Source organism: Pseudomonas peradeniyensis, from assembly GCF_014268935.2.
Classification (GTDB): domain Bacteria; phylum Pseudomonadota; class Gammaproteobacteria; order Pseudomonadales; family Pseudomonadaceae; genus Aquipseudomonas; species Aquipseudomonas peradeniyensis.
The window spans coordinates 214,062-238,722 of record NZ_JABWRJ020000002.1; the positions used below are offsets into that span (position 1 = coordinate 214,062).

Below are 24,661 nucleotides of genomic sequence, written 5' to 3' on the forward strand. Positions count from 1 at the left end.
ACCCCACCTTAGGGTGAGGATTCTAATTTTTCCGCCTACCTTCACGCTCAAGCCCTGCCTCCCAGGGCAGTTCCTCCCTCCCCTTGAACGAGCATGAGGTGCAGAGCATGGCCAAAGTGAATCTCAAGCAGAAAGACGACGCCCAAGGCAGTACCCTGGGCGAGGTGCGTGGCTACGCCCGCAAGATCTGGCTGGCGGGCATCGGTGCCTACGCCCGCGTCGGCCAGGAAGGTTCCGACTACTTCAAGGAGCTGGTGAAGGCCGGCGAAGGCGTCGAGAAACGCGGCAAGAAGCGCCTGGGTAAAGAGATCGAGGCCGCCAACGGCCATCTCGATGAAGCCACCCAGGAAGTCAGCCGGGTACGCGGCAAGGTCGAGGTCCAACTGGACAAAATCGAGAAAGCCTTCGACGCCCGTGTCGGTCGCGCCTTGAATCGCCTCGGCATTCCGTCTAAACATGACGTTGAGGCGTTGTCCATCAAGCTTGAACAGCTGCACGAGCTGCTCGAGCGCGTCGCGCACAAACCATAAGGAGAGCAGGATGGCTGGCAAGAAGAACACCGAGAAAGAAGGCAGCTCCTGGATCGGCGGAATCGAGAAGTACTCCCGCAAGATCTGGTTGGCTGGCCTGGGTATCTACTCCAAGGTCGACCAGGATGGTCCGAAGCTGTTCGATTCGCTGGTGAAGGATGGCGAAAAGGCCGAGAAGCAGGCGAAGAAAACCGCCGAAGACGTGGCCGAAAGCGCCAAGTCGTCGACCAACTCCCGGGTGTCTGGCGTGAAGGACCGTGCGCTGGGCAAGTGGAGCGAGCTGGAAGAGGCCTTCGACAAGCGCCTGAACAGCGCCATCTCGCGCCTGGGCGTGCCCAGCCGCAATGAGATCAAGGCCCTGCACCAGCAGGTCGACTCGCTGACCAAGCAGATCGAGAAGCTGACCGGTGCGTCGGTGACTCCGATCTCCAAGGCCAGTGCCAGCAAGACCGCGGCCAAGCCCCTGGCCAAGGCGGCAGCCAAGCCTGCGGCCAAGACCGCCGCGGCAAAACCGGCGGCCAAGCCTGCGGCGAAAACCGCGGCAGCCAAACCGACAGCCAAACCAGCGGTGGCCAAACCGGCGGCAAAACCCGCTGCGGCCAAGAAACCGGCCGTGAAGAAAGCGGCTCCGGCCAAGCCTGTGGCAGCCAAGCCGGCCGCTCCGGCGCCTGCCGCCACCGCGGCTCCGGCCCCGAGCGCGGCCCCGGCCAGCAGCACGCCGTCCGCACCGGTGAACGCGGCCACCCAGGCCTGACACCGCGTCGCCCTGATCGCGGGGCAAGCCCGCTCCCACGAAGCCTGTACAGGACGCGTGGGGGTGGGCTTGCCCCGTGATCGTTTCAGCCTTCCAGATACCGCATCGCCAACTGCTCCGCCGCGCTGCGCGCCGGTGCCTGCAGATGCGGCGCCACCAGCATCATCACCTGGTACACCACCACCACCACGTCGCCCTCGCGCCCCAGCACCCGCTGGTAGTCCAGCGAGCACATCAGGGTCAGGGTGATCTGCTCCACCAGTTGTCCCAGCGCCTGGGTCTCACTGGTCACCTGGCCCTGGCCCTTGAGGCTGGCCAGCAACGCGGCCAGGGTGCGCTTGAGGGCGTTGATCAGGCTGCGCATGCCCCGCGCCAGCTTGGGCAGGCGCCCGGTGAGGTTGGACAGGTCCTGGAACAAAAAGCGGTACTGGGCCATGCGCTCGACGATCAGGTGCAGGAACAGCCAGTAGTCCTCGGCGTCCAGGCGCACATCCAGGGGCGGGTCGAGCAGCGTCATCAGCTCCTCTTCGAAGCGCTCGAACAGGCCGATCACCAGCGGCTCCTTGCCGTGGAAGTGGTAGTACAGGTTGCCGGGGCTGATCCCCAGTTCGTTGGCGATCTCCAGGGTGGAGACGTTCGGCTCGCCCTGGCGGTTGAACAGCTGCAAGGCACATTCGAGGATACGGTCGCGGGTCTTCATCCGGTCAGCGCGCCAATACGTAGTTGCCCGGCGCGGGGCCCAGCGGTGGGTAGGTGGCGTTGCCCAGTTCCTCGCGGGGTGTCTTCAGCGTACCCGAGCGCTCGCTGATCCATTCCAGCCACAGCGGCCACCAGCTGCCGTCGCGGCGCTGGGCGTCGTGGAACCAGGCCCGTGGGTCGCTGGAGAGCTTGGGGTTTTCCAGGTAGTAGGCCTTGGGGTTGCCGGGCGGGTTGATGATGCTCTGGATATGGCCGCTGTTGGCCAGGATGAAACGCCGATCGCCGCCGAGCAGCAGGGCCGAGCGGTAAACGGCGTCCCACGGGGTGATGTGGTCGTTGCTGCCGGCCACGGTGAAGCTGTCCAGCCCGACCTGCTTGAGGTCGATCGGCGTACCGCACACTTCCAGCCCTTCGGGGAAGGTCAGCGGGTTGAGTTTGAAGAAGTCCAGCAGGTCGCCGTGCAGGGCGGCGGGCAGGCGGGTGTTGTCGGCGTTCCAGTAGAGAATGTCGAACGCCGGCGGGGTCTTGCCCATCAGGTAGTTGTTGACCCAGTAGTTCCAGATCAGGTCGTTGGGCCGCATCCAGGCGAAGATCCGCGCCACTTCGCCGCCGTCGAGCACGCCGCGCTGGTACGAGCGGCGCTTGGCCGCCTCCACGGTCTGCTCGTCGGCAAACAGGCTGGCGGGGCTGTCGAACTGGCTGTCGAGCAAGCTCACCAGGTAAGTGGCGCTGCGCACCTTGCGCAGCTGTTTCTTGGCGTGCAGGTGGCCTTGCAGGGCGGCCATGGTCAGGCCGCCGGCGCAGGCGCCCATCAGGTTGGGATCGCGGCTGCCGCTGATGCTGCGGCAGGCATTGAGCGCTTCCTCCAGGGCCTGCACGTAGCTGGACAGGCCCCATTCGCGGTGGCGCGGGTCAGGGTTGCGCCAGCTGACCATGAACACCTGCAAGCCTTGCTTGAGCATGTACTGGACGAAACTGTTGGTCGGGCCCAGGTCGAAGATGTAGAACTTGTTGATCTGCGGCGGTACCACCAGCAACGGCCTGGCGTACTGTTTCTCGCTCATGGGCTTGTACTGGATCAGCTCCAGCAGCTCGTTGCGAAACACCACCGCGCCCGGGGTGGCGGCCAGGTTGCCGCCGACCTCGAAGGCCCGCTCGTCCACCTGGCGCGGCAGGCCGTCGTTGTGGCGCAGGTCGTCGAGCAGATGGCTGGCCCCGCGCAGCAGGCTCAGGCCACCGGTATTGAACAGTTCCTTGACTGCCAGAGGGTTGAGCAGCGAGTTGCTCGGGGCGAAGGCGTCGCTGACCAGGTTGAACAGGAACTGTGCCCGGGCGCGATCATCGTCGGCCAGGCTGCTTTCCTCGATCCACAGGCGGGTCTGCTTTTGCCAGGCCAGGTAGGCCTGCAGGCCGCGACGGTAGAACGGGTTCTGGCTCCAGGTCGGGTCGCTGAAGCGCGTGTCGCGGGGGTTAGGCTGGTAGGGGCTGTCGCCGATCAACACGCGGCCCAGTTGGCCGCCCAGGCTCAGCAGGTGGTGGGCGGTGTGCAGCGGGTTGCGCAGGCTGATCCTGCCGACCTGGCGCAGGGTCGAGATGAGGTCGCGACCGCGCAGGCCGGTGATGGCGTTCTGCACGTTCATGCTGGTGACGGGCACCGGTTTGTCTTTCATGCCAACACTCCATCGTTTAGCAATCGGACCGATCGCGGGGCAAGCCCGCTCCCACGCCAGCTTTTCTGGGGCGCAGGGTGCGGGCTTGTCCCGCGATCGGCATCAGGTGCGCGCAGCGGGCCGGGGGTGCATGACCGCGCGTTGGCGTTCCTGCTCGAGGAATTTCATGATGATCGGCGCGACGGCCTCGGCCCGGGTGATCAGGAACAGGTGGCCGTCGTCGATTATGTGTAGCTGGGCATTGGGAATTCGCCAGGCCAGCAGGCGCATGTTGATCAGGGGGATCAACGGATCGTCGTCGCCGGCCAGCACCAGGGTGGGTTGGTGGATCTTGTGCAGCCAGTGGATGCTGGTCCAGCCGAGCCCGGCGAACAGCTGCCAGTAGTAGCCCAGCTTGCCGCCCGAGCGGACCTTGGAGGCGTGGTGCATGGCCAGGTCCGGGTCGCGCCGGAAGCCGCCGCCGTAGATCAGCGGGGCGATGCGGATCACATGGGAGGGCTGCACATAGCGCCGCGGGCTGGCCATCATCCACAGCACCTTGGGCTTGCCCGGCACCATCACCGCGCCAGCGGCGGTGGCGGCCAGCACCAGCTTCTTGCAGCGCTCGGGGTAGTCGTGGGCGAACTGCTGGGCCAGGGCGCCGCCCCAGGACACGCCGATGACATTGACCTGGCCGTAGTCCAGGTAGTCGAGCATGCGCGCGGTCAGCTTGGCCAGGCCGGGAAAGCGGTAGGGGTGGCGGGGCGTCGACGAGCCGCCGACCCCGGGCACGTCGAAGGCGATGACCTCCAGGTCCGGGTCCAGCGCCTCGATGAACGGAAATACCAGCTCGAGGTTGGCGCCGATGCCGTTGAAGATCAGCAGCGGCGTCAGGTGTGGCTTGCCCGGGCGGACTGCGGTGCGTATGGACTGCTCGTCCAGCTCGACGGTCCTGAAGATGTACGGTTGCGGCATGCGCGTGACTCTGTGGTGAAGGTAGCGCCGCGATGCACCGACAGGCCCATCGCGGCGGTTCGGTTCAACGCTCGTGCACGTATGTTCCCGGTGCGGCCTCGCCTGCGGTATAGGTGCGGTTACCCAGCTTTGTAGGCGCCTTCTTGAGTTCGCCGGCGCGCTCGCCCAGCCAGGCCTGCCAGTGCAGCCACCAGGAATCGGCATGCTTGATGGCGTTCTCCTGCCAGGCCACCGGATCGTCCGGGCGGTCCTCGCCGGTCATGAAGCGCGCCTTGGGGTTGCCCGGTGGGTTGAGGATGCTCTGGATATGGCCGCTGTTGGACAGCACGAACTCGATCTTGCCGCCGAACAGGTGCGCCGAGCGGTAGCACGACTGCCATGGGGTGATGTGGTCGGCGGTGCCGGCGACGCTGTAGATGTCGCAGTCGACCTTCTTCAGGTCGATGGCGGTGCCGCACACTTCGAGGGCGTCGGAGCGGGTCAGCGGGTTGTTCTTGAACATCTCGATCAGGTCGCCGTGGAAGGCGGCCGGCAGACGGGTGGTGTCGTTGTTCCAGAACAGGATGTCGAATACCGGCGGTTCGTTGCCGAGCAGGTAGTTGTTGACCCAGTAGTTCCAGATCAGGTCGTTGGGGCGCATCCAGGCGAACACCTTGGCCATGTCGCTGCCTTCGAGCACCCCGGCCTGGTAGGAGTGGCGTTTGGCCGCCTCCAACGTCTGCTCGTCGACGAACAGCGCGACCTGGGTGTCGACGGTGGTGTCGAGCACGCTCACCAGCAAGGTCAGGGCGTTGACCTTCTTCTCGCCGAGCGCGGCGTAGTGGCCCACCAGCGCGGTGCAGGTGATGCCGCCGGAGCAGGCGCCGAGCATGTTCAGGTCCTTGCTGCCGGTGATCGCCAGCACCGCGTCGACCGCCTCCTTGAGCGCGTCGATGTAGGTCGACAGGCCCCACTCGCGCTGGGCCTTGGTCGGGTTGCGCCAGCTGACGATGAAGGTCTGCTGCTGGGAGCGCAGGCAGAAGCGCGCCAGGCTCTTTTCCGGGCTCAGGTCGAACACGTAGAACTTGTTGATCTGTGGCGGCACCACCAGCAGCGGACGGCTGTGCACCTGCTCGGTGATGGGGCTGTACTGGATGAGTTCCAGCACATCGTTGCGGTACACCACCGAGCCTTCGCTGGTGCCGAGGTTCTTGCCGACCTCGAAGGCCTCCATGTTCACCTGGCTGGGCATGCCGCCGTTGTTGACGATGTCCTTGGCCAGGTTGGACAGCCCGTCGAGCAGGCTCTTGCCGCCGGTCTCGAAGAAGCGCTTGACCGCGGCGGGGTTGGAGAGGGTGTTGGTGGGGGCCATGGCCTCGGTCACCAGGTTGATGACGAACTGCCCGCGGCTGATGTCCTGGGGCGACAGGTCGCTTTCGCCGATCCAGTCGTTGAGCTCCTTGCGCCAGGCCAGGTAGGTCTGCAGGTAGCGGCGGTACAGGGGGTTCTTGCTCCATGCCGGGTCGGCGAAGCGACGGTCGTCGCCTTCAGGCTGCAGGGCCGACTTGCCCAGCAGCACGTTTTTCAGCTCCAGGCCGAAATGCGCCACGTGCTTGGCGCTGTGCAGGGGCTGGCGTACCGCCTGGCGCAGCACAGTGCGCGCCGATGTCAGCAAATCCTTGCGGCGAATGCCGATGACCGGGTTCAGCCCCAGGGTGTTTTCCGAGGCCTGCCGCTGCAACTCATCGTTGTTCTTGTTACTCATCTACGACGCTCCGTTGTCCTGAGACGAGTACCGGCGTGCTGTGACAGCCCGGTACTGCTACTCGGGTGACCAGTGATAAGGAACAGCGGTGCTGCGACCGGATGCGTGCCGATGATGAGCTGCGTGGGTTTCTGCGTGTGAAGACAACCTGCTTTCGCTCGCGACCTCTACATACCGGCCTGGCCCTGCCTGCCATCAAGGCAATGCAGGGAACTTGCCAGCTCCATTGGTTACCCGACTTTCGTGTAATGCGCAAGACAGCCAATCTTTGGCAGTCATCAAGGCATTCAAGCAGATGAGATTAGAAAATGCGCTCTAAAGCTTGCGAGCCTTGAGCTAGAGCATCAATTTCACCACCGATTCGGACGGGTCGCGGGATTTGCCGGCCTTGTGCAATTCGTCGAGGTAATCGGCCCACAGCTGCTCCTGGCGCAGGCACAACTGCTCGAGGTACTCCCAGGTGAACAATCCGGAGTCATGGCCGTCGTCGAAGGTCAGTTTCAGTGCATATTGACCGGCCGGTTCCAGGCCGCTGAGGCCGACGTTGATCTTGCCAAATTGCAGGATGGGATTGCCGTGGCCCTGGACCTCGGCGGAGGGGGAGTGCACGCGCAGGAATTCGGCGGGCAGGTGGTAGACCTCGCCGGGGGCGTAGGTGAGGGTGAGGGTCTTGGAGGCTTTGTGCAGGTTTATCGCGGTGGGCAGGCGGGCCATGGGCTGGGTCTCAGGGAAGCGGATGGAGCAAGCTTCGAGCTTCTGGCGCATGGATTCAAGGGGCATTCGCGGGGCAAGCCCGCTCCCACGCTGATCGTGGGAGCGGGCTTGCCCCGCGATGGTCTTACAGGATGTAACGCGACAGGTCTTCGTTCTGCGCCAGCTCGCCCAGGTGGCTGTTCACGTAGGCGGCGTCGATGTGGATCGGCGTTTCGTCGTGGGCGCTGGCCAGGTCGCCGGCGCTGAACGACACCTCTTCGAGCAGGCGCTCGAGCAGGGTGTGCAGGCGGCGGGCACCGATGTTCTCGGTCTTCTCGTTGACCTGGTAGGCGATCTCGGCCAGGCGCTTGAGGCCTTCGTCGGCGAACTCGATGTTCAGGCCCTCGGTCTTGAGCAGGGCGCTGTACTGCTCGGTCAGCGAGGCGTGCGGCTCCTTGAGGATGCGCTCGAAGTCTTCAGGGGTCAGCGCCTTGAGCTCGACACGGATCGGCAGGCGGCCCTGCAGCTCGGGTACCAGATCGCTCGGCTTGCTCAGGTGGAACGCGCCAGAGGCGATGAACAGGATGTGGTCGGTCTTGACCATGCCCAGCTTGGTGTTGACGGTGCAGCCCTCGATCAGCGGCAGCAGGTCGCGCTGCACGCCTTCACGGGAGACATCGGCGCCGCCGACATTGCCGCGCTTGGCCACCTTGTCGATTTCGTCGATGAACACGATGCCGTGCTGCTCGACTGCTTCCAGGGCCTTGCCCTTGAGCTCTTCCTCGTTGACCAGACGGCTCGCTTCTTCGTCGCGGACCATCTTCAGCGCTTCCTTGACCTTCAGCTTGCGGGTCTTGCGCTTGCCCTTGCCCATGTTGGCGAACAGGCTCTGCAGCTGGTTGGTCATCTCTTCCATGCCGGGCGGCGCGGCGATCTCGACGCCCATGTTCTCGGCGACTTCGATCTCGATTTCCTTGTCGTCCAGCTGGCCTTCGCGCAGGCGCTTGCGGAACAGCTGGCGGGTGTTGGAGTCGGTGCTGGACTGCTGGGCTTCCTCGCTGAAGCTGCTGACCCGCGCCTGCGGCAGCAGGGCGTCGAGAATGCGGTCTTCGGCGGCGTCCTCGGCGCGGTGGCGCACGCGGACGATTTCCTGCTCGCGCAGCATCTTCAGCGCGGCGTCGGCCAGGTCGCGGATGATCGACTCGACGTCACGGCCAACGTAGCCGACTTCGGTGAACTTGGTCGCTTCGACCTTGATGAACGGCGCGTTGGCCAGCTTGGCCAGGCGGCGGGCGATCTCGGTCTTGCCGACACCGGTGGGGCCGATCATCAGGATGTTCTTGGGGGTCACTTCGGCACGCAGCTCGGCGGGGAGCTGCATGCGCCGCCAGCGGTTGCGCAGGGCAATGGCGACGGCGCGCTTGGCATCGTCCTGGCCGATGATGTGGCGGTTGAGTTCGTGAACGATTTCGCGGGGGGTCATGGACATGATCAATAGGGTCCTGGGGCGCAGTCATCAGTGTGGAAAAGTCCCGCTGTGGGCGGGACGCCAAAACAACTGATCACTCGGCCAGGTCCTGCTCCTCGATGGTCAGGTTGTGGTTGGTGAACACGCAGATGTCGCCGGCGATATTCAGGGCGGCCTCGGTGATTTCACGGGCCGAGAGGTCGGTCTTGTTCAGCAGGGCGCGGGCAGCAGCCTGGGCGTAGCCGCCACCGGAACCCATGGCGATCAGGCCGTCCTCGGGTTCGACCACGTCGCCGTTGCCGGTGATGATCAGGGAGGCGTCCTTGTTGGCCACGGCCAACATGGCTTCCAGGCGGCTCAGGGAGCGGTCGGTGCGCCATTCCTTGGCCAGCTCGACGGCAGCACGCACCAGGTGGCCGGAGTGTTTCTGCAGCTGGGCTTCGAAGCGCTCGAACAGGGTGAAGGCATCGGCGGTGGCACCGGCGAAGCCGGCGATGACCTGGCCGTTGTACAGGCGACGGACTTTCTTGGCGTTGCCTTTCATCACGGTGTTGCCGAGGGAAACCTGGCCGTCGCCGCCCATGACGACTTTGCCGTTACGGCGGACAGAAACGATGGTAGTCAAGGGAGAGTCTCCACGCAGCGGGGCGAAAATGCCTGATGCAGACTCATATGGGGGGAGGGGGGAAGGATTTCAACCGCAGGGGATGAGCGGCGAGCAAGACAGGATGTTTCCGAAACGATCGCGGGGCAAGCCCGCTCCCACGCGAGCGCGTGGGAGCGGGCTTGCCCCGCGATGGGCGTTACTCAGGCCTCGTGGCAGACGTGCCCATCGACCAAGGTATAACGTACCGCGCCCGGCAGGCAGTGGCCGATGAACGGGCAGTTCGCGCCGCGAGAGAACCACTGCTCGCCGGCAACAGTGGACGCTTTCGGGTCGAACAGCACCAGGTCCGCCGCGCCGCCCACCTTCAGCTCGCCAGCCGGCAGGCGCATGGCCGCGGCCGGGCCGCTGCTCAGGCGTGCCAGCAGGGTCGGCAGGTCGAGCAGGCCGTCCTCGACCAGGGTCATGGCCAGCGGCAGCAGCAGTTCGACGCTGCTGATCCCCGGCTCGGTGGCACCGAACGGCGCCAGCTTGGCATCACGTTCGTGGGGCTGATGGTGGCTGGAAATTGCCTGGATCACCCCGGACTTCACCGCCTCGCGCAGGCCATCGCGGTCGGCGGCGGTGCGCAGCGGCGGCTGCACGTGGTACAGGCTGGAGAAGTCGCGCAGCGCTTCGTCGGTGAGGATCAGCTGGTACAGCGCCACGTCGGCGGTGACCGGCAGCCCCAGCGCCTGGGCCTGGGCGATCAGCCGGGCGCCGCGGGCGCTGGTGATCTGGGTGAAGTGGGCGCGCACACCGGTCTGCTCGACCAGCAGCAGGTTACGGGCCAGGGCCACGGTCTCGGCGGTTTCCGGGATGCCCGGCAGGCCGAGGAAGCTGGCCATCGGGCCTTCGTGGGCCAGGCCGCCTTGCGACAGGTCGCGGTCCTGGGAGTGGAACACCACGGTCAGGTCGAAGGTCGCCGCGTATTCCAGGGCACGGGCCAGGGTGCGGTTGTTGGGGATTTCCTTGAGGCCGTTGCCGAAGGCCACGCAACCGGTGTCGCGCAGGGCCACCAGTTCGGCCAGTTGCTCGCCTTCCAGGCCCTTGGTCAGGGCGCCGATCGGGTAAACCTTGCTGTTGGCCGCCTCGCGAGCGCGGTCGAGGATCAGTTCGGCGACCGCCGAGGTGTCCAGCACCGGCTTGGTCTGCGGTGGGCAGCACAGGCTGGTGACGCCGCCGGCCACGGCGGCACGGGTTTCGCTGGCGATGTTGCCCTTGCGGCTGTAGCCCGGCTCGCGCAGGGAAACACCGAGGTCGACCAGGCCCGGGGCGGCTACCAGGCCGTCGGCCTGGATCGTGCGGCTGGCGTTGAAGCCGGCCGGCGCCGCGCCGATGGCGGCTATGCGGCCGCCGTCCAGGTGCAGGTCGGTGATGCGGTCCAGGCCGCTGGCAGGATCAATGACCCGGGCGCCGATAATGCTGATGGTCACTGGGCGTTCTCCTGGTCGAATTGACGTTGCGCGTTCTGCCCGCTCATGGCCATGGACAGCACGGCCATGCGCACGGCGATGCCGTAGGTGACCTGGTTGAGGATCACCGAGTGCTGGCCGTCGGCCACCGCCGATTCGATTTCCACGCCGCGGTTGATCGGGCCCGGGTGCATGACGATGGCATCCGGCTTGGCCCCGGCCAGGCGCGCGGTGGTCAGGCCGAACAGGCGGTAGAACTCGCCCTCGCTGGGCAGCAGGCCACCGGCCATGCGCTCGCGCTGCAGGCGCAGCATGATCACCACGTCGACGTCCTTGAGGCCTTCGGCGAGGTCGGTGTAGACCTTCACCCCGTACTGCTCGATACCGATCGGGATCAGCGTCTTCGGGCCGATCACGCGGATGTCCGGGCAGCCCAGCGCCTTGAGCGCGAGCATGTCCGAGCGGGCCACCCGCGAGTGCAGGATGTCGCCGACGATGGCCACGGAGAGGTTTTCGAAACCGCCCTTGTGCCGACGAATGGTGAGCATGTCGAGCATACCCTGGGTCGGGTGGGCGTGACGGCCGTCACCACCGTTGATCACCGCCACGTCCGGGCACACATGCTCGGCGATGAAGTGGGCGGCGCCGGAATCGGAGTGGCGCACGACGAACATGTCGGCGGCCATGGCCTCCAGGTTGCGCAGGGTGTCGAACAGGGTCTCGCCCTTGCTGGTCGAGGAAGTCGACACGTTCAGGCTGATCACGTCGGCCGACAGGCGCTGGGCGGCCAGTTCGAAGGTGGTGCGGGTACGGGTGGAGTTCTCGAAGAACACGTTGCACACGGTCTTGCCGCGCAGCAACGGGACTTTCTTCACGGCCCGGGCGCCGACTTCGAGGAACGAGTCGGCGGTGTCGAGGATCTCGGTGAGCAGTTCGCGGGGCAAACCGTCGAGCGAGAGGAAGTGGCGCAGCTGGCCCTGATCATTGAGCTGCAGCGGGCGCTTGGCGTCGAATGGCGTCATCGCGGGGGACTCTTAAAGGGCGGAAGCGGGAGCGAGGTCCTGGCGCTCGAGGGCGAGCGGCGTGGGTCCGGTCAATTTTACCCGTTCATGGGCAGCCAGGGACAGGGTGGCGCCGAGTACATTCGGCCGGATCGGCAGTTCGCCGGCATCCAGGTCGAGCAGGCAGGCCAGGGTCACGCTGGCCGGACGGCCATAGTCGAACAGTTCGTTGAGGGCGGCGCGGATGGTGCGCCCGCTCATCAGCACATCGTCTACCAGCACCAGGTGCTGGCCTTCGATCTCGAACGGCAGCTCCGAAGGGCGCACCTGCGGGTGCAGGCCGTTCTGGCTGAAGTCGTCGCGGTAGAAGGACACATCCAGGGTACCCAGCGGGCCCTGGTCGCCCAGCTCGGCCTGCAGGGCCTGGGCCACCCACACTCCGCCGGTGCGGATGCCGATGAAACGCGGCTCGGTGATGCCGCGGCGGGCCAGGTGGGCGCGAAGGTCGACGGCCATCTGCCGGATCAGGTCGGCGGGATTGGGTAGGCTCATTGCGTGCTCCTCGGAAGGCGGGCGCCGGCTCCAGCCGGCGGCAAAGCGGATTTAAGTGTTGGCCTCCAGCCAGCCTTGCAGCAGCAGGGCGGCGGCGATGGCGTCGACCGGGTTGTCGCGGTAGCTGCCGTGGCGCCCGCCCCGGGCCATCTGCTCGCCCTTGGCCTCGAAGGTGGTCAGGCGTTCGTCGTGGGTGTGCACCGGCAGGTTGTAGCGGCCGTGCAGGCGCCGGGCGAATTTCTCGGCGCGCTCGCTCATCTCGCTGGGCGTGCCGTCCATGTTCAGCGGCAGGCCGACGACGATGGCGTCGGGTTTCCACTCCTTGATCAGCTTCTCGACCTGGTTCCAGTCCGGCACGCCGTTCTGGGCCTTGAGCGTGCACAGCTCGCGGGCCTGGCCGGTGATTACCTGGCCGACGGCCACGCCGATCTGTCGGGTGCCATAGTCGAAGCCCAGCAGCAGACGCAGTTCGGCCATCAGGCGTGGCCCGCCTGGCTGGTCAGCAGGCTGAGGTTGATCCCCAGGCTCGCGGCGGCGGCGCCCAGGCGCTGGTCGCTGGCCAGGCCGAAGATGATCTCGGGGTCGAAGGGGCAGTTGAGCCAGGCGTTGTCGGCCAGCTCCGCCTCCAGCTGGCCGGCTTCCCAGCCCGCGTAGCCCAGGGTGATCAGGCTCTTGCGCGGGCCGTCGCCGGCGGCGATGGCGAACAGCACGTCCTGGGAGGTGGACAGCGACAGGCCCTCCAGCTCGACCGTGGCTTGGTAGCTGCGGTCGTTGCTGTGCAGCACGAAGCCGCGGTCAGTCTGCACCGGGCCGCCCTGGTAGATCGGGATGTGCAGGGTGCTGGCGGGCGGCTCGTCGTTGGGGCGCAACTGCTCGAGGATGTCGGCCAGGTTCAGCTCCTGCGGGCGGTTGACCACCAGGCCCATGGCGCCGTGGGCATTGTGCTCGACGATGTAGGTGAGGGTCTGGGCAAAGTTCGGATCGGCCATGTGCGGCATGGCGATCAGGAACTGGTGCTTGAGGTAGCTGGGGGCGAGGGTTTTCATGTCCGCTAGTGTGGCGCCAGGTGACGAGGCTGACAAGGTGCGCGGAAGGCTGTTGGTACTCCCGCTCCCACGACATCGTCAGCAGCTCCTAAGGGTCAGTTGCTCGACAGCTTGTCCCCGCGGGCGAAGCGCCAGGTGCGGATGATCTCCAGGCGGTCGAATTCCGCCAGGTCGCCGGTGAACGGCGCGAACGGCGCCGCCAGGCGCACGATGCGCTGGGCCGCCTGGTCCAGTACCGGCTGGCCCGACGATTCCAGCACCAGTACTTCGTACAGCGAGCCATCGCGGTTGATCGACACCATCATTCGCAGACTGCCGTACATCTGCTGGCGTCGGGCTTCCTCGGGGTAGTTGAGGTTGCCGATGCGTTCGACCTTCTTGCGCCACTCTTCCTTGTACCAGGCGCCCTTGTCGCGCAGGGTCGAGGCGGCGTTCAGACGATGGATGCGCGGGCGCTTGGCATACAGTTGCTGTTCATGGGACAGCTCGGCCTCGAGGCTGGCGATCTGGCTGGACAGCTGCGAGCTGTCGAAGTCCGGCACCTTGGCTTCGGGCTTGGGCTGCGGCTTGCTTTCCTTCGGCTTGGGCTCGACCTTCTGGGTTTTCGGCGCCTGGGTGGCGACCACCGACTTCGCTGGTGCAGGCGGCGTTTCCGGTTTCGCCGCCGGTGGCGGGGTGATCTTGTTGATCTTGCTGTCCTGGAACGGCGCGACCTCGGTGGTCTTGGGCACCGCCTTCTTTTCCAGGGTGCCGCTGCCCTGCTGGTTTTCCTGGGCCTGGAAATCGGCCTTCTCGGGCGCCTTCTCGCTCTTGAAGGTGGCCAGGGTGATGTCCATGGTGTGGCGGATATCAGCCGGCTTGACCACGGTGAAACCCACGCCCAGGATCAGTGCCAGGTGCACCAGGGCGGCCAGGAACAGGGTGAAACCGAGCCGGTCCACCGGGCGAACGCGGGGTGGCAACAGGTCGGCGGGGATGTCGGCAGGCAGCGTCATCAGGTATCCAGCAACCGCGAAACAGGGCGCAGGTCAGCGAAAAAGGACCGGCATCATACCCCACTCCGCGGGTTTGCCACGTGTCGGCGGTCAGCGCGCCTGCAACTGGCGATCAATGGCGTCCATCAAACGGCCGCCAATGTCGGTGTTGTAGGCCGCGTCGATCTCGCGGATGCAGGTCGGGCTGGTGACGTTGATCTCGGTGAGGTAGTCGCCGATCACGTCCAGGCCGACGAACAGCAGGCCCTTTTCGCGCAGGGTCGGGCCGACCTGGGCGGCGATCCAGCGGTCGCGCTCGCTCAACGGCCGGGCTTCGCCGCGTCCGCCGGCGGCCAGGTTGCCGCGGGTCTCGCCGCTGGCCGGGATGCGCGCCAGGCAGTAGTCCACCGGCTCGCCGTCGATCATCAGGATGCGCTTGTCGCCGTCCTTGATCGCCGGCAGGTAGGCCTGGGCCATGATCTGCTGGGCGCCGAGCGCGGTCAGGGTCTCGAGGATCACCGACAGGTTGGGATCACCGGCCCGGTGACGGAAGATCGAGGTGCCGCCCATGCCGTCCAGCGGCTTGAGGATCACGTCGCCATGCTCGGCGGCGAAGGCGCGGATGATGTCCGGACGGCGGCTGACCAGGGTCGGCGGCGTGCACTGCGGGAACAGCGTGGCGAACAGCTTCTCGTTGCAGTCGCGCAGGCTCTGCGGGCGGTTGACCACCAGCACGCCTTCGGCCTCGGCCTGCTCCAGCAGGTAGGTGCTGTAGACGAACTCCATGTCGAAGGGCGGGTCCTTGCGCATCAGGATCACGTCCAGCTCGGCCAGCGGGCTGTCCTGCTCTTCGTCCAGCTCGAACCAGCGGGCCGGGTCGGCGAACACCTTGAGCGGGCGCATCCGCGCGCGGGCCTTGCCCTGGGCCTGGTACAGGTCGCGCTGTTCCATGTAGAACAGGCTCCAGCCACGGGCCTGGGCGGCCAGCAGCATGGCCAGCGAGCTGTCCTTTTTGTAGGAGATGGACGCGATGGGGTCCATGACAATCCCGAGGCGAACGCTCATGGGGTAGTTCCTCTTGGCGGCGGGTGGCCGCGATGGCACGAAAGAAAAGTGGCTCAGGGTGGCGCCGGGCGCGCCCACGGTCAAGGGGCGGGCGGATGGAATGGCCCTCGGGACTGTGTTAAAAAGGCCAGGCACATGGCCTGCACGGCCTTTTGGCGAATTCGCTCCCAGGCAGAAGCGCAACTATGGAACAACCCCTGAAGGTGATGGTGATCGACGACTCCCGCACGATCCGCCGCACCGCGCAGATGTTGCTCGGCGAGGCCGGCTGCGAGGTGATCACCGCCAGTGACGGCTTCGACGCCCTGGCCAAGATCGTCGACCACAAGCCCCGGATCATCTTCGTCGATGTGCTGATGCCGCGCCTTGACGGTTACCAGACCTGCGCCATCATCAAGCACAACAACGCGTTCAAGGACACCCCGGTGATCCTGCTCTCTTCACGCGATGGCCTGTTCGACAAGGCCCGCGGCCGGGTGGTCGGCTCCGACCAGTTCCTGACCAAACCGTTCAGCAAGGAAGAACTGCTCGACGCGATCCGCGCCAGTGTGCCCGGCTTCGTCGCGCAGGACCCACACGCACCCTGACGCCGCCCTCGCCGGACGGCGTCTCTATTTCCTGATGGGGAAACAGCATGGCCCGAATTCTGATTGTCGACGACTCGCCGACAGAGATGTACAGATTGACCGAATGGCTGGAGAAAAGCGGCTATGGGGTGCTCAAGGCCGACAATGGCGCCGACGGCGTGGCCCTGGCCCGCCAGGAGAAGCCCGATGCCGTGCTGATGGACATCGTCATGCCCGGCATGAACGGCTTCCAGGCCACCCGGCAACTGAGCAAGGACCCGGAAACCAGCACCATTCCGGTGATCGTGGTGACCACCAAGGACCAGGAAACCGACCGCATCTGGGCCCAGCGCCAGGGCGCCCGCGATTTCCTGACCAAGCCGGTGGAGGAAGAGGCGCTGATCGCCAAGCTGAAAGAAGTGCTCGGCGCTTGACCACCCGCCCCCAGGGCGCGTCGCTGACCGCCTTCGAGCTTTTGCTGGACATTGACCGGCGCTGCCGCCTGCTGGTGGCCGACCAGCCACCGCAGGACACCCGTCTGCAGCAGTGGAGCGGCATCGGCTTTCGCATCGCCGGGCAGTGGTTCGTCGCGCCTATGGGCGAGGTCGCCGAGGTGCTGCGCGAGCCCCGCAGCAGTCGGGTGCCGGGCGTGCAGCCGTGGGTTCGCGGGGTGGCCAACCTGCGCGGGCGGCTGTTGCCGGTGATGGACTTGTGCGCATTTTTCGGCCTCGGCCCGGCGGCGGCGGGCAAGCAACGGCGGGTGCTGGTGCTGGACCACGAGGAGCTGTTCGCCGGGCTGCTGGTGGACGAGGTGGTCGGCCTGCAGCACTTCGCCCTGAGCAGCCTCGAGCTGTCACCGCCGCAACCGCTGATTCGCGCGGCCGCGCCCTTCGTGCAGGGCCATTTTCCCCGTGAACGCAACTGGGCGATCTTCAGCCCGTTCGCCCTGGCTCAGGCCCCGGGTTTTCTCGATGTGGCGTTGTAGAGGATTTTCGACGTGAACAAGCCAGGACCTTCCGTTGCCACCGCCGGCGTCTCGCCGGCCGCCGTGGCCCAGCGCCCGCGCAGCACCGCGCAGATCACCGTGCTGTTCGTGGTGCTGATCCTGTCGATCGTCCTGCTGTTCGCCAACTTCGCCTACCTCAACACCCAGGCCAACCACGACAAGCAGTACATCGGCCATGCCGGCGAGCTGCGCGTGCTGTCCCAGCGTATCGCCAAGAACGCCACCGAGGCGGCGGCGGGCAAGGCGCTGGCGTTCAAGCTGCTCAGCGATGCACGCAACGACTTCGAGCGGCGCTGGAGCTACCTGCGCGAGGGCGACAAGACCACCGGCCTGCCCGCCGCGCCGGTGACGGTGCGCGACGAGATGGACGCGGTGCGCCAGGATTGGGAGAACCTGCGCAAGAACACCGACACCATCCTCGCCAGCGAACAGACCGTGCTGTCGCTGCACCAGGTGGCGGCCACCCTGGCCGAGACCGTGCCGCAGCTGCAGGTCGAATACGAGAAGGTGGTGGAGATCCTGCTGCAGAGCGGTGCGCCGGCCAACCAGGTGGCGGTGGCCCAGCGCCAGTTGCTGCTGGCCGAACGCATTCTCGGCTCGGTCAACACCGTGCTCGCCGGCGACGAGACCTCGGTTCAGGCCGCCGATGCCTTTGGCCGCGATGCCAGCCGTTTCGGCCAGGTGCTCGAAGGCATGCTCGCCGGCAACCCGGCGATCCAGGTCACCCGGGTCGAGGACGCCGATGCCCGGGCGCGGCTGGCCGAGATCGCCGAGTTGTTCCAGTTCGTCTCGGGCTCGGTGGACGAGATCCTCGAGACCTCGCCCGAGCTGTTTCGCGTACGCGAGGCCGCCGGCAACATCTTCAGCCTGTCGCAGACTTTGCTCGACGAGGCCTCGCACCTGGCCAACGGTTTCGAGAACCTGGCCGGCGGGCGCACCCTGGACACCGTCGGCGGCTACGTGCTCGGCCTGCTGGCGCTGGCCTCGATCATCCTCATCGGCCTGGTGATGGTGCGTGCCACCCACCGCCAGCTGCGCGAGACCGCCGAGAAGAACGAACGCAACCAGCAGGCGATCATGCGCTTGCTCGACGAGATCGAGGAGCTGGCCGACGGCGACCTGACCGTCACCGTGTCGGTCACCGAGGACTTCACCGGCGCCATCGCCGACTCGATCAACTACTCGGTCGACCAGCTGCGCGACCTGGTCGCCACCATCAACCACAGCGCCGAGCAGGTCGCCGCCGCCGTGCAGGACACCCAGAACACCGCCCGCCAGTTGGCCAAGGCCTCCGAGCACCAGGCCGAGCAGATCAGCGAGGCCTCCGAGGCAGTAGGCGACATGGTCGAGTCGATCGACCGGGTCTCGGCCCACGCCTACGAGTCGGCCAAGGTGGCCGAGCGCTCGGTGGCCATCGCCAACAAGGGCAACGAGGTGGTGCACAACACCATCCACGGCATGGACAACATCCGCGAGCAGATCCAGGACACCGCCAAGCGAATCAAGCGCCTGGGCGAGTCGTCCCAGGAGATCGGCGATATCGTCAGCCTGATCGACGATATTGCCGAGCAGACCAACATCCTCGCCCTCAACGCGGCGATCCAGGCTTCGCTGGCCGGCGAGGCCGGTCGTGGCTTCGCCGTGGTCGCCGACGAGGTGCAGCGCCTGGCCGAGCGATCCTCCTCGGCGACCCGGCAGATCGAGGCGCTGGTACGGACCATCCAGGTCGACACCAACGAGGCGGTGATTTCCATGGAACAGACCACCGCCGAAGTGGTGCGTGGCGCGCGCCTGGCGCAGGATGCCGGGGTGGCCCTGGCGGAAATCGAGGGCGTTTCGCAGACCATGGCCGAACTTATCCACAGCATCTCCGACGCCGCCCAGTTGCAGACCTCCTCGGCCGGGCAGATTTCCCACACCATGGCGGTGATCCAGCAAATCACTGCGCAGACCTCCGCCGGCTCCGGCGCCACCGCCGACAGCATCCGCCACCTGGCGCGCATGGCCAGTGAGATGCGCCGCTCGGTGTCCGGCTTCACCTTGCCAAAACCGGTGGAGCGCTCGTGAACGAGGCGAACCTGAACGCGCCCGGCGAGCGTCACGACACGGTGGCCCTGGCCTGGACCAAGGCGCCGATCCTCGATTGCCTGGGCCAGGCACGCCAGGCCCTGGAGCGTTTCTCGGCGGAGCCGGGCGACCTTTCGATGCTGGCGTTCTTCGTCGACAACCTGCACCAGGTCCACGGCTGTCTGCACATGCTCGCCTTGCCGGGCGCGATGCGCCTGGCCGAAGAGCTGGAGCTGCTCGGGCGGGCCATGGCCGACGGCCAGGTGAGCCCGCGTGGCGATTGCCTGGGCGCGCTGTTCCGCGGGCTCGAGCAATTGCCGCCGTACCTGGACCGCCTGCGTGGCGCGCGCCACGACCTGCCGCTGGTGGTCATGCCACTGCTCAACCAGCTGCGGGTTTGCCGTGGCGCCGAACCCCTGGCCCAGGGCAGCCTGCTGGGCGACCTGGGGCAACGGCTGGCCGGCGCGGCGGACCTGGCCAACCTCGACCTGTCCCTGGGCAGCTGGCGCGAACACATGCAGGCCGGCCCCGGGCGTGACGCGCTGCGTTCGGTGGTGATGGCCCTGTGTGACGACCTGATGCGCATCAAGGATCGCCTCGACCCCTTCGTCGGTGGCGAGCGCTCGCCCAGCGAGCCACTGGAGGCGCTGCTGCCGCCCTTGCGGCACGTGGCTGATACCCTGGCGGTGCTTGGCTTCCAGCAGCCGCGGCGGGTGATCATCGACCAGGTGCTGGCGTTGCAGGCACTGGTCGAAAAAGACGGCGGCGTGGACGAGGCGGTGCTGATGGATGTCGCCGGGGCACTGCTGTATGTCGAGGCCACCCTCAACGGCATGGTCGGTCCGCTGGAGGAAATCAGCCCCGGCAGCCTGCCCGGCTCGGACCTGGCCGAAATCCGCCTGCTGGTGCTCAACGAATCGCTCAACGTGCTGCAGCAGGCCAAGGACCTGATCGGCGATTGCCTGGAGTCCGACTGGTCACGCCAGCGTCTGCAAGCCCTGCCCGGGTTGCTGCAACAGGTGCGCGGGGCGCTGGCGATGCTGATGCTGCCGACCGCCGCCGAGGTGTTCGCCGGTTGCGCGGGCTATGTGCAAGGCTGGCTGGTGCACCTGGAGGATGAGCCGCAAGCGGACGAGCTGGCGCACCTGGCCGATGCCCTGAGTGCCGGCGAGGCCTGGTTGCAATGGCGGGTGGCCGATCCGCTGGCCGACGCCCAGCGCTTCATCGACATGGCCCACGCCAGCTTGGCCGCGCTGGGCGTGCAGTGCGCGCGCGACACGTCAACCGCGGGCGGTGAGCAGGCGCTGGACGGTATCGACGATGAGTTGCGCGAGGTGTTCCTCGAAGAGGCTGGCGAGCTGCTGCCGGAAATCGAGCGTCAATGGCTGCGCTGGCGCGCCGACAACGGCCTGCGCGAGGCGTTGATCGAGGTGCGGCGGGCACTGCATACACTCAAGGGCAGCGGGCGGATGGTCCATGCCGAAGCCGTGGCCGAGCTGGCCTGGGGCGCCGAGCACCTGCTCAATCGGGTGCTGGAAGGGCGCATCGTGCTCAGCGCCGAAGGCTTGGTGGCCCTGCAGCAGGTGTTTGTGCGCCTGCCCGACCTGCTCGCTGATTTCGCCGCCAGCCAGTTGCCGCCCACGGCCGAGATCGAGCAGCTGGCCGGGCACCTGCATGCGTTGGCGCTCAACGACACGCCGGTCAGCGCCAGTATCGATGGCCTCGATCCGCACTTGCTGGAGATCTTCCGCAACGAGGCCCAGGGCCATTTGGCCGGGCTCGATGGGTTCCTGCAGACGGTCGACGGCCGGGGCATCGCGGTCAACGACAGCCTGCAACGCGCCCTGCACACCCTCAAGGGCAGCGCCGCCATGGCCGGCGTGATGCCGGTAGCGGAACTGGCCACCGCCCTAGACCGCCTGGTGCGTGAATACAAGGGGCACCAGTTGCCCCTGCAAGTGGCCGAGATCGAACTGCTGGAGGCGGCGCGCTCGCTGTTGCACCTGGGCCTGGCCCAGCTGGGCAGCACGCCGCTGGCGCCGATCCCAGGGGCCGCCGGGCTGATCGAACAGGTCGGGCAGACGGTTGACGCCCGGTTGGCCCAACTCCAGGCCGAGCCGCATCCGCCGCGCCGGATCCGACGCGATCCGCAGCTGACGGCCACCTTCCTGACCATGGGCATGGATATCCTGCTCGATGCCGAGGCGCGGCTCGCCAACTGGCAGGGCGATCCCGCGCAACACCATGAGTTGCACCTGCTGCTCGAGGAGATGACCACCCTCGCTCACGGCGCGCACCAGGCCGAGTTGTGGCAGGTGGATGAGGTCTGCGAAGGGCTGCTGGACCTGTATGGCGCGGTGGAGGAGGGCAGCCTGGCGGTCACGCCGCGCTTCTTCGCCGTCGCCCGGCAAGCCCATGAGGCGCTGCTCGACCTGTTCGACGAGATAGCTGCCGGCCAGGACCCGAATCCCCGGCCCGAATGCCTGGCGGCCCTGCATGGCCTGCTCGACGATGCCCTCGACCCTGCCGCCCTGGGGCTGGTCGGGGCGAATGGCGTGACAGTGCTGACGACTCCAGGCGAGTTGCCGGACCCGGCGGTGGTCGAGCTGTTCCTCGAAGAAGCCGGGGACATCCTCGACGGTGCCGACCAGGCCTTGCGGCAATGGAAGTCCGATCCGGACAGCCTGTCGCCGCTGTCGGCGCTGCAGCACGATGTGCTCACCCTCAAGGGCGGGGCGCAGATGGCGGCGATCGGCGCCGTCGAGGTGCTGGCCCAGGAGCTGGCGCTGCTCTACGAAGGCTTGGTGGACCGCCGGCTGGGGGCCAGCCCGGCCCTGTTCGAGCTGCTCCGGCGCAGCCATGACGCCCTGGCCGAAATGCTGCGCAGCCTGCGCGAGGGCCAGGCACCGCTGTCGGCGGTGGCGTTGCTGGGCGAATTGCGCGAGTTCCGCCACAGCGCCCCGCCTCCCGTCGCCTCCGAGCCGCAGGACGACAACGAAGAAACCGAGGGCGACAAGGAGCTGCTGGAGGTTTTCCTCGAAGAGAGCTCCGATATCCTCGAGAGCGCCGCCGAGTCCCTGGCGCGCTGGCAGGCCGACCCGCGCAACACGGTCGAGGTGGAGAACCTGCTGCGCGACCTGCACACGCTCAAGGGCGGCGCGCGCATGGTCGAGATTGCCGCTATCGGCGACCTTGCCCACGAACTGGAATTCCTCTACGAACTGCTGGCCGCCGGGCGCCTGCCGTCGACGCCGGCCTTGTTCAGCCTGCTGCAGAACTGCCATGACCGCCTGGCGCACATGCTCGATGCGGCGCGCCTGGGCGAGCCGTTGCACGCGGCCACGGCGCTGATCGACTACATCCGCAACTTCTCCAGCGCCGCCCTGACCGACAGCGCCGCCGGCCAGCCCCAAGCCGAAGTCGCTCCTGCCGAGACCCCGGTTGCCGCCCCCGAGCGGGCGGGTGACATGGTCAAGGTCGATGCCGAGTTGCTCGACGACCTGGGCAACCTGGCCGGTGAGCACTCGGTGATCCGCGGGCGCATCGAGCAGCAGGTGAATGACGCCCAGTTTGCGCTGAACGAGATGGAAACCACGCTGGAGCGCATGCGCGACCAGCTGCTGCGCCTGGACATCGAGACCCAGGGGCGGATTTCCAGCCGTCACCAGTTCGAGGGTGACGCCTATGACGATTTCGACCCGCTGGAGATGGACCGCCATTCACAGCTGCAGCAATTGTCGCGGGCGTTGTTCGAGTCCACCTCGGACCTGCTCGACCTCAAGGAAACCCTGCTGCAGAGGGCCCAGGAAGCCTACAGCCTCCTGCAGCAGCAGGCGAGGGTCAACAGCCAGCTGCAGGAGGGCCTGACCGCCACCCTGATGGTGCCCTTCGAGCGCCTGGTACCCCGTTTGCAGCGGGTGGTACGGCAGGTGGCCAGCGAGCTGGGCAAGCAGGTCGAACTGGTGGTTGGCAACGCCGAGGGCGAGCTCGACCGCAGCGTGCTCGAACGCATGGTCGCGCCACTCGAGCACATGCTGCGCAATGCCGTCGACCATGGCCTTGAGGCCCGCGAGGCGCGCCTGGCGGCCGGCAAGCCGGAGCAGGGCACCATCCACCTGAATCTGCTGCACGAAGGCGCCGACATCGTCATCGAGATGAGCGACGACGGCGCCGGGGTGCCGCTGGAAGCGGTGCGCAACAAGGCGATCAAGCGCGGCCTGCTCGATCCGCAGGCGCGCCTGAGCGACCACGAGATCCTGCAGTTCATCCTGCGCCCCGGGTTCTCCACGGCCGAGAAGATCACCCAGATCTCCGGGCGCGGCCTGGGCATGGACGTGGTCCATGAAGAGGTCAAGCAACTGGGCGGCTCGATGAGCATCGAGTCCAGCCCCGGCAAGGGCGCGCGTTTCCTGATTCGCCTGCCGTTCACCGTGTCGGTGAACCGGGCGCTGATGGTGCACGTGGAGGAGGAGCAGTACGCCATCCCGCTGAACACCATCGAGGGCATCGTGCGCGTGCCGCCGGCGGAGCTGGAGGCCTGTTACCGGCTCGACCCGCCGCGCTACAGCTATGCCGGCCACGATTACGCGCTGCGCTACCTCGGCGACCTGTTGCAGGGCGGCGGCCAGCCCGGGCTGCTGGGGCAGAGCGTTCCGCTGCCGGTGCTGCTGACCCATTCCCACGAGCAGTCGTTCGCCATCCATGTGGACAGTCTGTCGCCCAGCCGCGAGATCGTGGTCAAGAGTCTCGGCCCGCAGTTCGCCGCGGTGCCGGGGTTGTCCGGCGCCACATTGCTGGGTGACGGGCGGGTGGTGCTGATTCTCGACCTGCTCGGCCAGTTGCGCGGCCAGCAACGGCGCCTGGCACGCCTGCCGGGCGTGGCCGAGGGGGCGCATGGGCTGACCGGACCGGTGCCTCGGCGGCCATTGCTGGTGATGGTGGTGGACGACTCGGTGACCGTGCGCAAGGTCACCAGCCGCCTGCTCGAGCGGCACGGCATGAGCGTGCTGACGGCCAAGGACGGCGTCGATGCCATGGCGTTGCTCGAGGAGCACCGTCCGGATGTGTTGTTGCTGGATATCGAGATGCCGCGCATGGACGGCTTCGAAGTGGCCACGCGGATCCGCCGCGATGAGCGTCTGAGCCAGTTGCCGATCATCATGATCACCTCGCGTACCGGCCAGAAGCACCGCGACCGGGCCATGGCCATCGGCGTCAACGACTACCTCGGCAAGCCGTACCAGGAGTCGGTGCTGCTGCAAAGTATCGCCCACTGGAGCCGACCCCATGCTTGAACATATTGCCGGGCAGCGCAGCAGCCTGACCGGGTTGTTGCTGCCCCTGGGCGACCGCACCCTGGTGTTGCCCAACGTGGCGGTGGCCGAACTGATCGGTCACCGTGTCATCGCCTGTGAACCGGGGGAGCCGGCCTGGCATCTGGGCTGGGTGGACTGGCGCCAGCAACGGCTGCCGTTGATCGGCTTCGAGGCCACCTGTGGCGGGCAGACGCCTTGCGGCGAGCGGGCGCGGGTGGTGGTGCTCAACGCCCTGGGGGATACCGGGTTGCGTTATCTGGCATTGCTGCTGCAGGGGATCCCGCGCTCGTGCAAGCTCGACAGCCAGCTGAATTATGTCGATGTGCCGTTGGCGGGGCTGGAGCTGGCGGCAGTGCAGGTGGGTGAACAGGTGGCGCGAGTGCCTGACCTGGCGGGGTTGGAAAGATTGGTGCGTGACGCGCAACTGCAACCTGTAGCCGACTAGGATGGTGTCTGGGCGGGCCCTATCGCGGGGCAAGCCCGCTCCCACGACAAGGTG

General features: G+C 66.8%; 22 protein-coding genes. 8 read left to right on the forward strand and 14 right to left on the reverse strand.

Annotated features, from left to right (window positions below; translation table 11 throughout):
- Positions 1–107: 107 nt before the first annotated feature.
- Positions 108–530 carry a phasin family protein gene (locus HU751_RS10435; protein ID WP_028688368.1) on the forward strand — a complete coding sequence of 141 codons (423 nt, stop codon included), beginning with the start codon at positions 108–110 and terminating at the stop codon, positions 528–530.
- Between the two features lie 10 nt (positions 531–540).
- Positions 541–1,284 carry a phasin family protein gene (locus tag HU751_RS10440; protein WP_186733317.1) on the forward strand — a complete coding sequence of 248 codons (744 nt, stop codon included), beginning with the start codon at positions 541–543 and terminating at the stop codon, positions 1,282–1,284.
- Positions 1,285–1,369: 85 nt separating this feature from the next.
- Here the strand turns inward: HU751_RS10440 and HU751_RS10445 are convergent, their stop codons facing one another.
- The 14 genes from HU751_RS10445 to gshB all read right to left on the reverse strand — a co-directional run bounded on the left by HU751_RS10445 (position 1,370) and on the right by gshB (position 15,208).
- Positions 1,370–1,984 (reverse strand): TetR/AcrR family transcriptional regulator, encoded by a 615-nt coding sequence (locus HU751_RS10445; protein ID WP_186733318.1) that lies wholly within the window; start codon positions 1,982–1,984, stop codon positions 1,370–1,372.
- A 4-nt stretch (positions 1,985–1,988) separates the two neighbouring features.
- A complete protein-coding gene (gene phaC, locus HU751_RS10450; protein ID WP_186733319.1) occupies positions 1,989–3,653 on the reverse strand; it encodes a class II poly(R)-hydroxyalkanoic acid synthase in 1,665 nt (554 codons plus the stop codon).
- Positions 3,654–3,755: 102 nt separating this feature from the next.
- Positions 3,756–4,607: a poly(3-hydroxyalkanoate) depolymerase gene (gene phaZ / locus HU751_RS10455; RefSeq protein ID WP_050707252.1), complete on the reverse strand. Its 852-nt coding sequence runs from the start codon at positions 4,605–4,607 to the stop codon at positions 3,756–3,758.
- A gap of 64 nt (positions 4,608–4,671) precedes the next feature.
- Entirely contained in the window at positions 4,672–6,351 is a 1,680-nt protein-coding gene (gene phaC, locus HU751_RS10460; RefSeq protein ID WP_050707251.1) for a class II poly(R)-hydroxyalkanoic acid synthase, read from the reverse strand.
- 336 nt (positions 6,352–6,687) lie between these two features.
- A complete protein-coding gene (locus HU751_RS10465; protein WP_046853917.1) occupies positions 6,688–7,065 on the reverse strand; it encodes a gamma-butyrobetaine hydroxylase family protein in 378 nt (125 codons plus the stop codon).
- Between the two features lie 124 nt (positions 7,066–7,189).
- Positions 7,190–8,533, reverse strand: a complete 1,344-nt coding sequence (gene hslU / locus HU751_RS10470) for an ATP-dependent protease ATPase subunit HslU (RefSeq protein ID WP_186733320.1) — start codon at positions 8,531–8,533, stop codon at positions 7,190–7,192.
- 73 nt (positions 8,534–8,606) lie between these two features.
- Positions 8,607–9,137, reverse strand: a complete 531-nt coding sequence (hslV, locus tag HU751_RS10475) for an ATP-dependent protease subunit HslV (RefSeq protein ID WP_011536056.1) — start codon at positions 9,135–9,137, stop codon at positions 8,607–8,609.
- 182 nt (positions 9,138–9,319) lie between these two features.
- Positions 9,320–10,591, reverse strand: a complete 1,272-nt coding sequence (locus HU751_RS10480) for a dihydroorotase (RefSeq protein WP_186733321.1) — start codon at positions 10,589–10,591, stop codon at positions 9,320–9,322.
- A complete protein-coding gene (locus tag HU751_RS10485; RefSeq protein ID WP_050707248.1) occupies positions 10,588–11,592 on the reverse strand; it encodes an aspartate carbamoyltransferase catalytic subunit in 1,005 nt (334 codons plus the stop codon). The genes HU751_RS10480 and HU751_RS10485 overlap by 4 nt, the downstream gene beginning before the upstream one ends.
- Before the next feature lie 12 nt (positions 11,593–11,604).
- Positions 11,605–12,123 carry a bifunctional pyr operon transcriptional regulator/uracil phosphoribosyltransferase PyrR gene (gene pyrR, locus HU751_RS10490; RefSeq protein WP_186733322.1) on the reverse strand — a complete coding sequence of 173 codons (519 nt, stop codon included), beginning with the start codon at positions 12,121–12,123 and terminating at the stop codon, positions 11,605–11,607.
- Between the two features lie 51 nt (positions 12,124–12,174).
- Positions 12,175–12,600 carry a Holliday junction resolvase RuvX gene (gene ruvX / locus HU751_RS10495; RefSeq protein WP_028688357.1) on the reverse strand — a complete coding sequence of 142 codons (426 nt, stop codon included), beginning with the start codon at positions 12,598–12,600 and terminating at the stop codon, positions 12,175–12,177.
- A complete protein-coding gene (locus HU751_RS10500; protein WP_186715953.1) occupies positions 12,600–13,169 on the reverse strand; it encodes a YqgE/AlgH family protein in 570 nt (189 codons plus the stop codon). Before HU751_RS10500 ends, ruvX begins: the two co-directional genes overlap by 1 nt.
- A 95-nt stretch (positions 13,170–13,264) precedes the next feature.
- Positions 13,265–14,164 carry an energy transducer TonB gene (locus HU751_RS10505; RefSeq protein WP_186733323.1) on the reverse strand — a complete coding sequence of 300 codons (900 nt, stop codon included), beginning with the start codon at positions 14,162–14,164 and terminating at the stop codon, positions 13,265–13,267.
- Between the two features lie 90 nt (positions 14,165–14,254).
- A complete protein-coding gene (gene gshB / locus HU751_RS10510) occupies positions 14,255–15,208 on the reverse strand; it encodes a glutathione synthase (RefSeq protein ID WP_050707244.1) in 954 nt (317 codons plus the stop codon).
- 185 nt (positions 15,209–15,393) lie between these two features.
- Here gshB and pilG point away from each other — a divergent pair, with 185 nt between their 5' ends.
- The 6 genes from pilG (at position 15,394) to HU751_RS10540 (ending at position 24,607) form a co-directional block, all read left to right on the forward strand.
- Entirely contained in the window at positions 15,394–15,795 is a 402-nt protein-coding gene (pilG, locus tag HU751_RS10515; RefSeq protein WP_186733324.1) for a twitching motility response regulator PilG, read from the forward strand.
- Positions 15,796–15,842: 47 nt separating this feature from the next.
- Complete coding sequence (pilH, locus tag HU751_RS10520) at positions 15,843–16,208, forward strand: twitching motility response regulator PilH (RefSeq protein WP_186733325.1); 366 nt, start codon at positions 15,843–15,845, stop codon at positions 16,206–16,208.
- On the forward strand, positions 16,205–16,759 hold the full coding sequence (locus HU751_RS10525; RefSeq protein WP_166885909.1) for a chemotaxis protein CheW: 555 nt from the start codon (positions 16,205–16,207) through the stop codon (positions 16,757–16,759). Before pilH ends, HU751_RS10525 begins: the two co-directional genes overlap by 4 nt.
- A gap of 63 nt (positions 16,760–16,822) precedes the next feature.
- On the forward strand, positions 16,823–18,847 hold the full coding sequence (locus HU751_RS10530) for a methyl-accepting chemotaxis protein (RefSeq protein ID WP_186715997.1): 2,025 nt from the start codon (positions 16,823–16,825) through the stop codon (positions 18,845–18,847).
- Positions 18,844–24,141 (forward strand): Hpt domain-containing protein, encoded by a 5,298-nt coding sequence (locus tag HU751_RS10535; RefSeq protein WP_367616955.1) that lies wholly within the window; start codon positions 18,844–18,846, stop codon positions 24,139–24,141. The genes HU751_RS10530 and HU751_RS10535 overlap by 4 nt, the downstream gene beginning before the upstream one ends.
- Positions 24,134–24,607, forward strand: coding sequence for a chemotaxis protein CheW (locus HU751_RS10540; RefSeq protein ID WP_186733326.1), 474 nt, complete (start codon positions 24,134–24,136; stop codon positions 24,605–24,607). The genes HU751_RS10535 and HU751_RS10540 overlap by 8 nt, the downstream gene beginning before the upstream one ends.
- The last annotated feature ends 54 nt before the right edge of the window (positions 24,608–24,661 follow it).

Bases quoted from the DNA above. Each gene is read 5' to 3' on its own strand.
- HU751_RS10435 (WP_028688368.1), top strand. From the start codon at position 108: ATGGCCAAAGTGAATCTCAAGCAGAAAGACGACGCCCAAGGCAGTACC.
- HU751_RS10440 (WP_186733317.1), top strand. From the start codon at position 541: ATGGCTGGCAAGAAGAACACCGAGAAAGAAGGCAGCTCCTGGATCGGC.
- HU751_RS10445 (WP_186733318.1), bottom strand. From the start codon at position 1,984: ATGAAGACCCGCGACCGTATCCTCGAATGTGCCTTGCAGCTGTTCAAC.
- phaC (WP_186733319.1), bottom strand. From the start codon at position 3,653: ATGAAAGACAAACCGGTGCCCGTCACCAGCATGAACGTGCAGAACGCC.
- phaZ (WP_050707252.1), bottom strand. From the start codon at position 4,607: ATGCCGCAACCGTACATCTTCAGGACCGTCGAGCTGGACGAGCAGTCC.
- phaC (WP_050707251.1), bottom strand. From the start codon at position 6,351: ATGAGTAACAAGAACAACGATGAGTTGCAGCGGCAGGCCTCGGAAAAC.
- HU751_RS10465 (WP_046853917.1), bottom strand. From the start codon at position 7,065: ATGGCCCGCCTGCCCACCGCGATAAACCTGCACAAAGCCTCCAAGACC.
- hslU (WP_186733320.1), bottom strand. From the start codon at position 8,533: ATGTCCATGACCCCCCGCGAAATCGTTCACGAACTCAACCGCCACATC.
- HU751_RS10485 (WP_050707248.1), bottom strand. From the start codon at position 11,592: ATGACGCCATTCGACGCCAAGCGCCCGCTGCAGCTCAATGATCAGGGC.
- pyrR (WP_186733322.1), bottom strand. From the start codon at position 12,123: ATGAGCCTACCCAATCCCGCCGACCTGATCCGGCAGATGGCCGTCGAC.
- ruvX (WP_028688357.1), bottom strand. From the start codon at position 12,600: ATGGCCGAACTGCGTCTGCTGCTGGGCTTCGACTATGGCACCCGACAG.
- HU751_RS10500 (WP_186715953.1), bottom strand. From the start codon at position 13,169: ATGAAAACCCTCGCCCCCAGCTACCTCAAGCACCAGTTCCTGATCGCC.
- HU751_RS10505 (WP_186733323.1), bottom strand. From the start codon at position 14,164: ATGACGCTGCCTGCCGACATCCCCGCCGACCTGTTGCCACCCCGCGTT.
- gshB (WP_050707244.1), bottom strand. From the start codon at position 15,208: ATGAGCGTTCGCCTCGGGATTGTCATGGACCCCATCGCGTCCATCTCC.
- pilG (WP_186733324.1), top strand. From the start codon at position 15,394: ATGGAACAACCCCTGAAGGTGATGGTGATCGACGACTCCCGCACGATC.
- pilH (WP_186733325.1), top strand. From the start codon at position 15,843: ATGGCCCGAATTCTGATTGTCGACGACTCGCCGACAGAGATGTACAGA.
- HU751_RS10540 (WP_186733326.1), top strand. From the start codon at position 24,134: ATGCTTGAACATATTGCCGGGCAGCGCAGCAGCCTGACCGGGTTGTTG.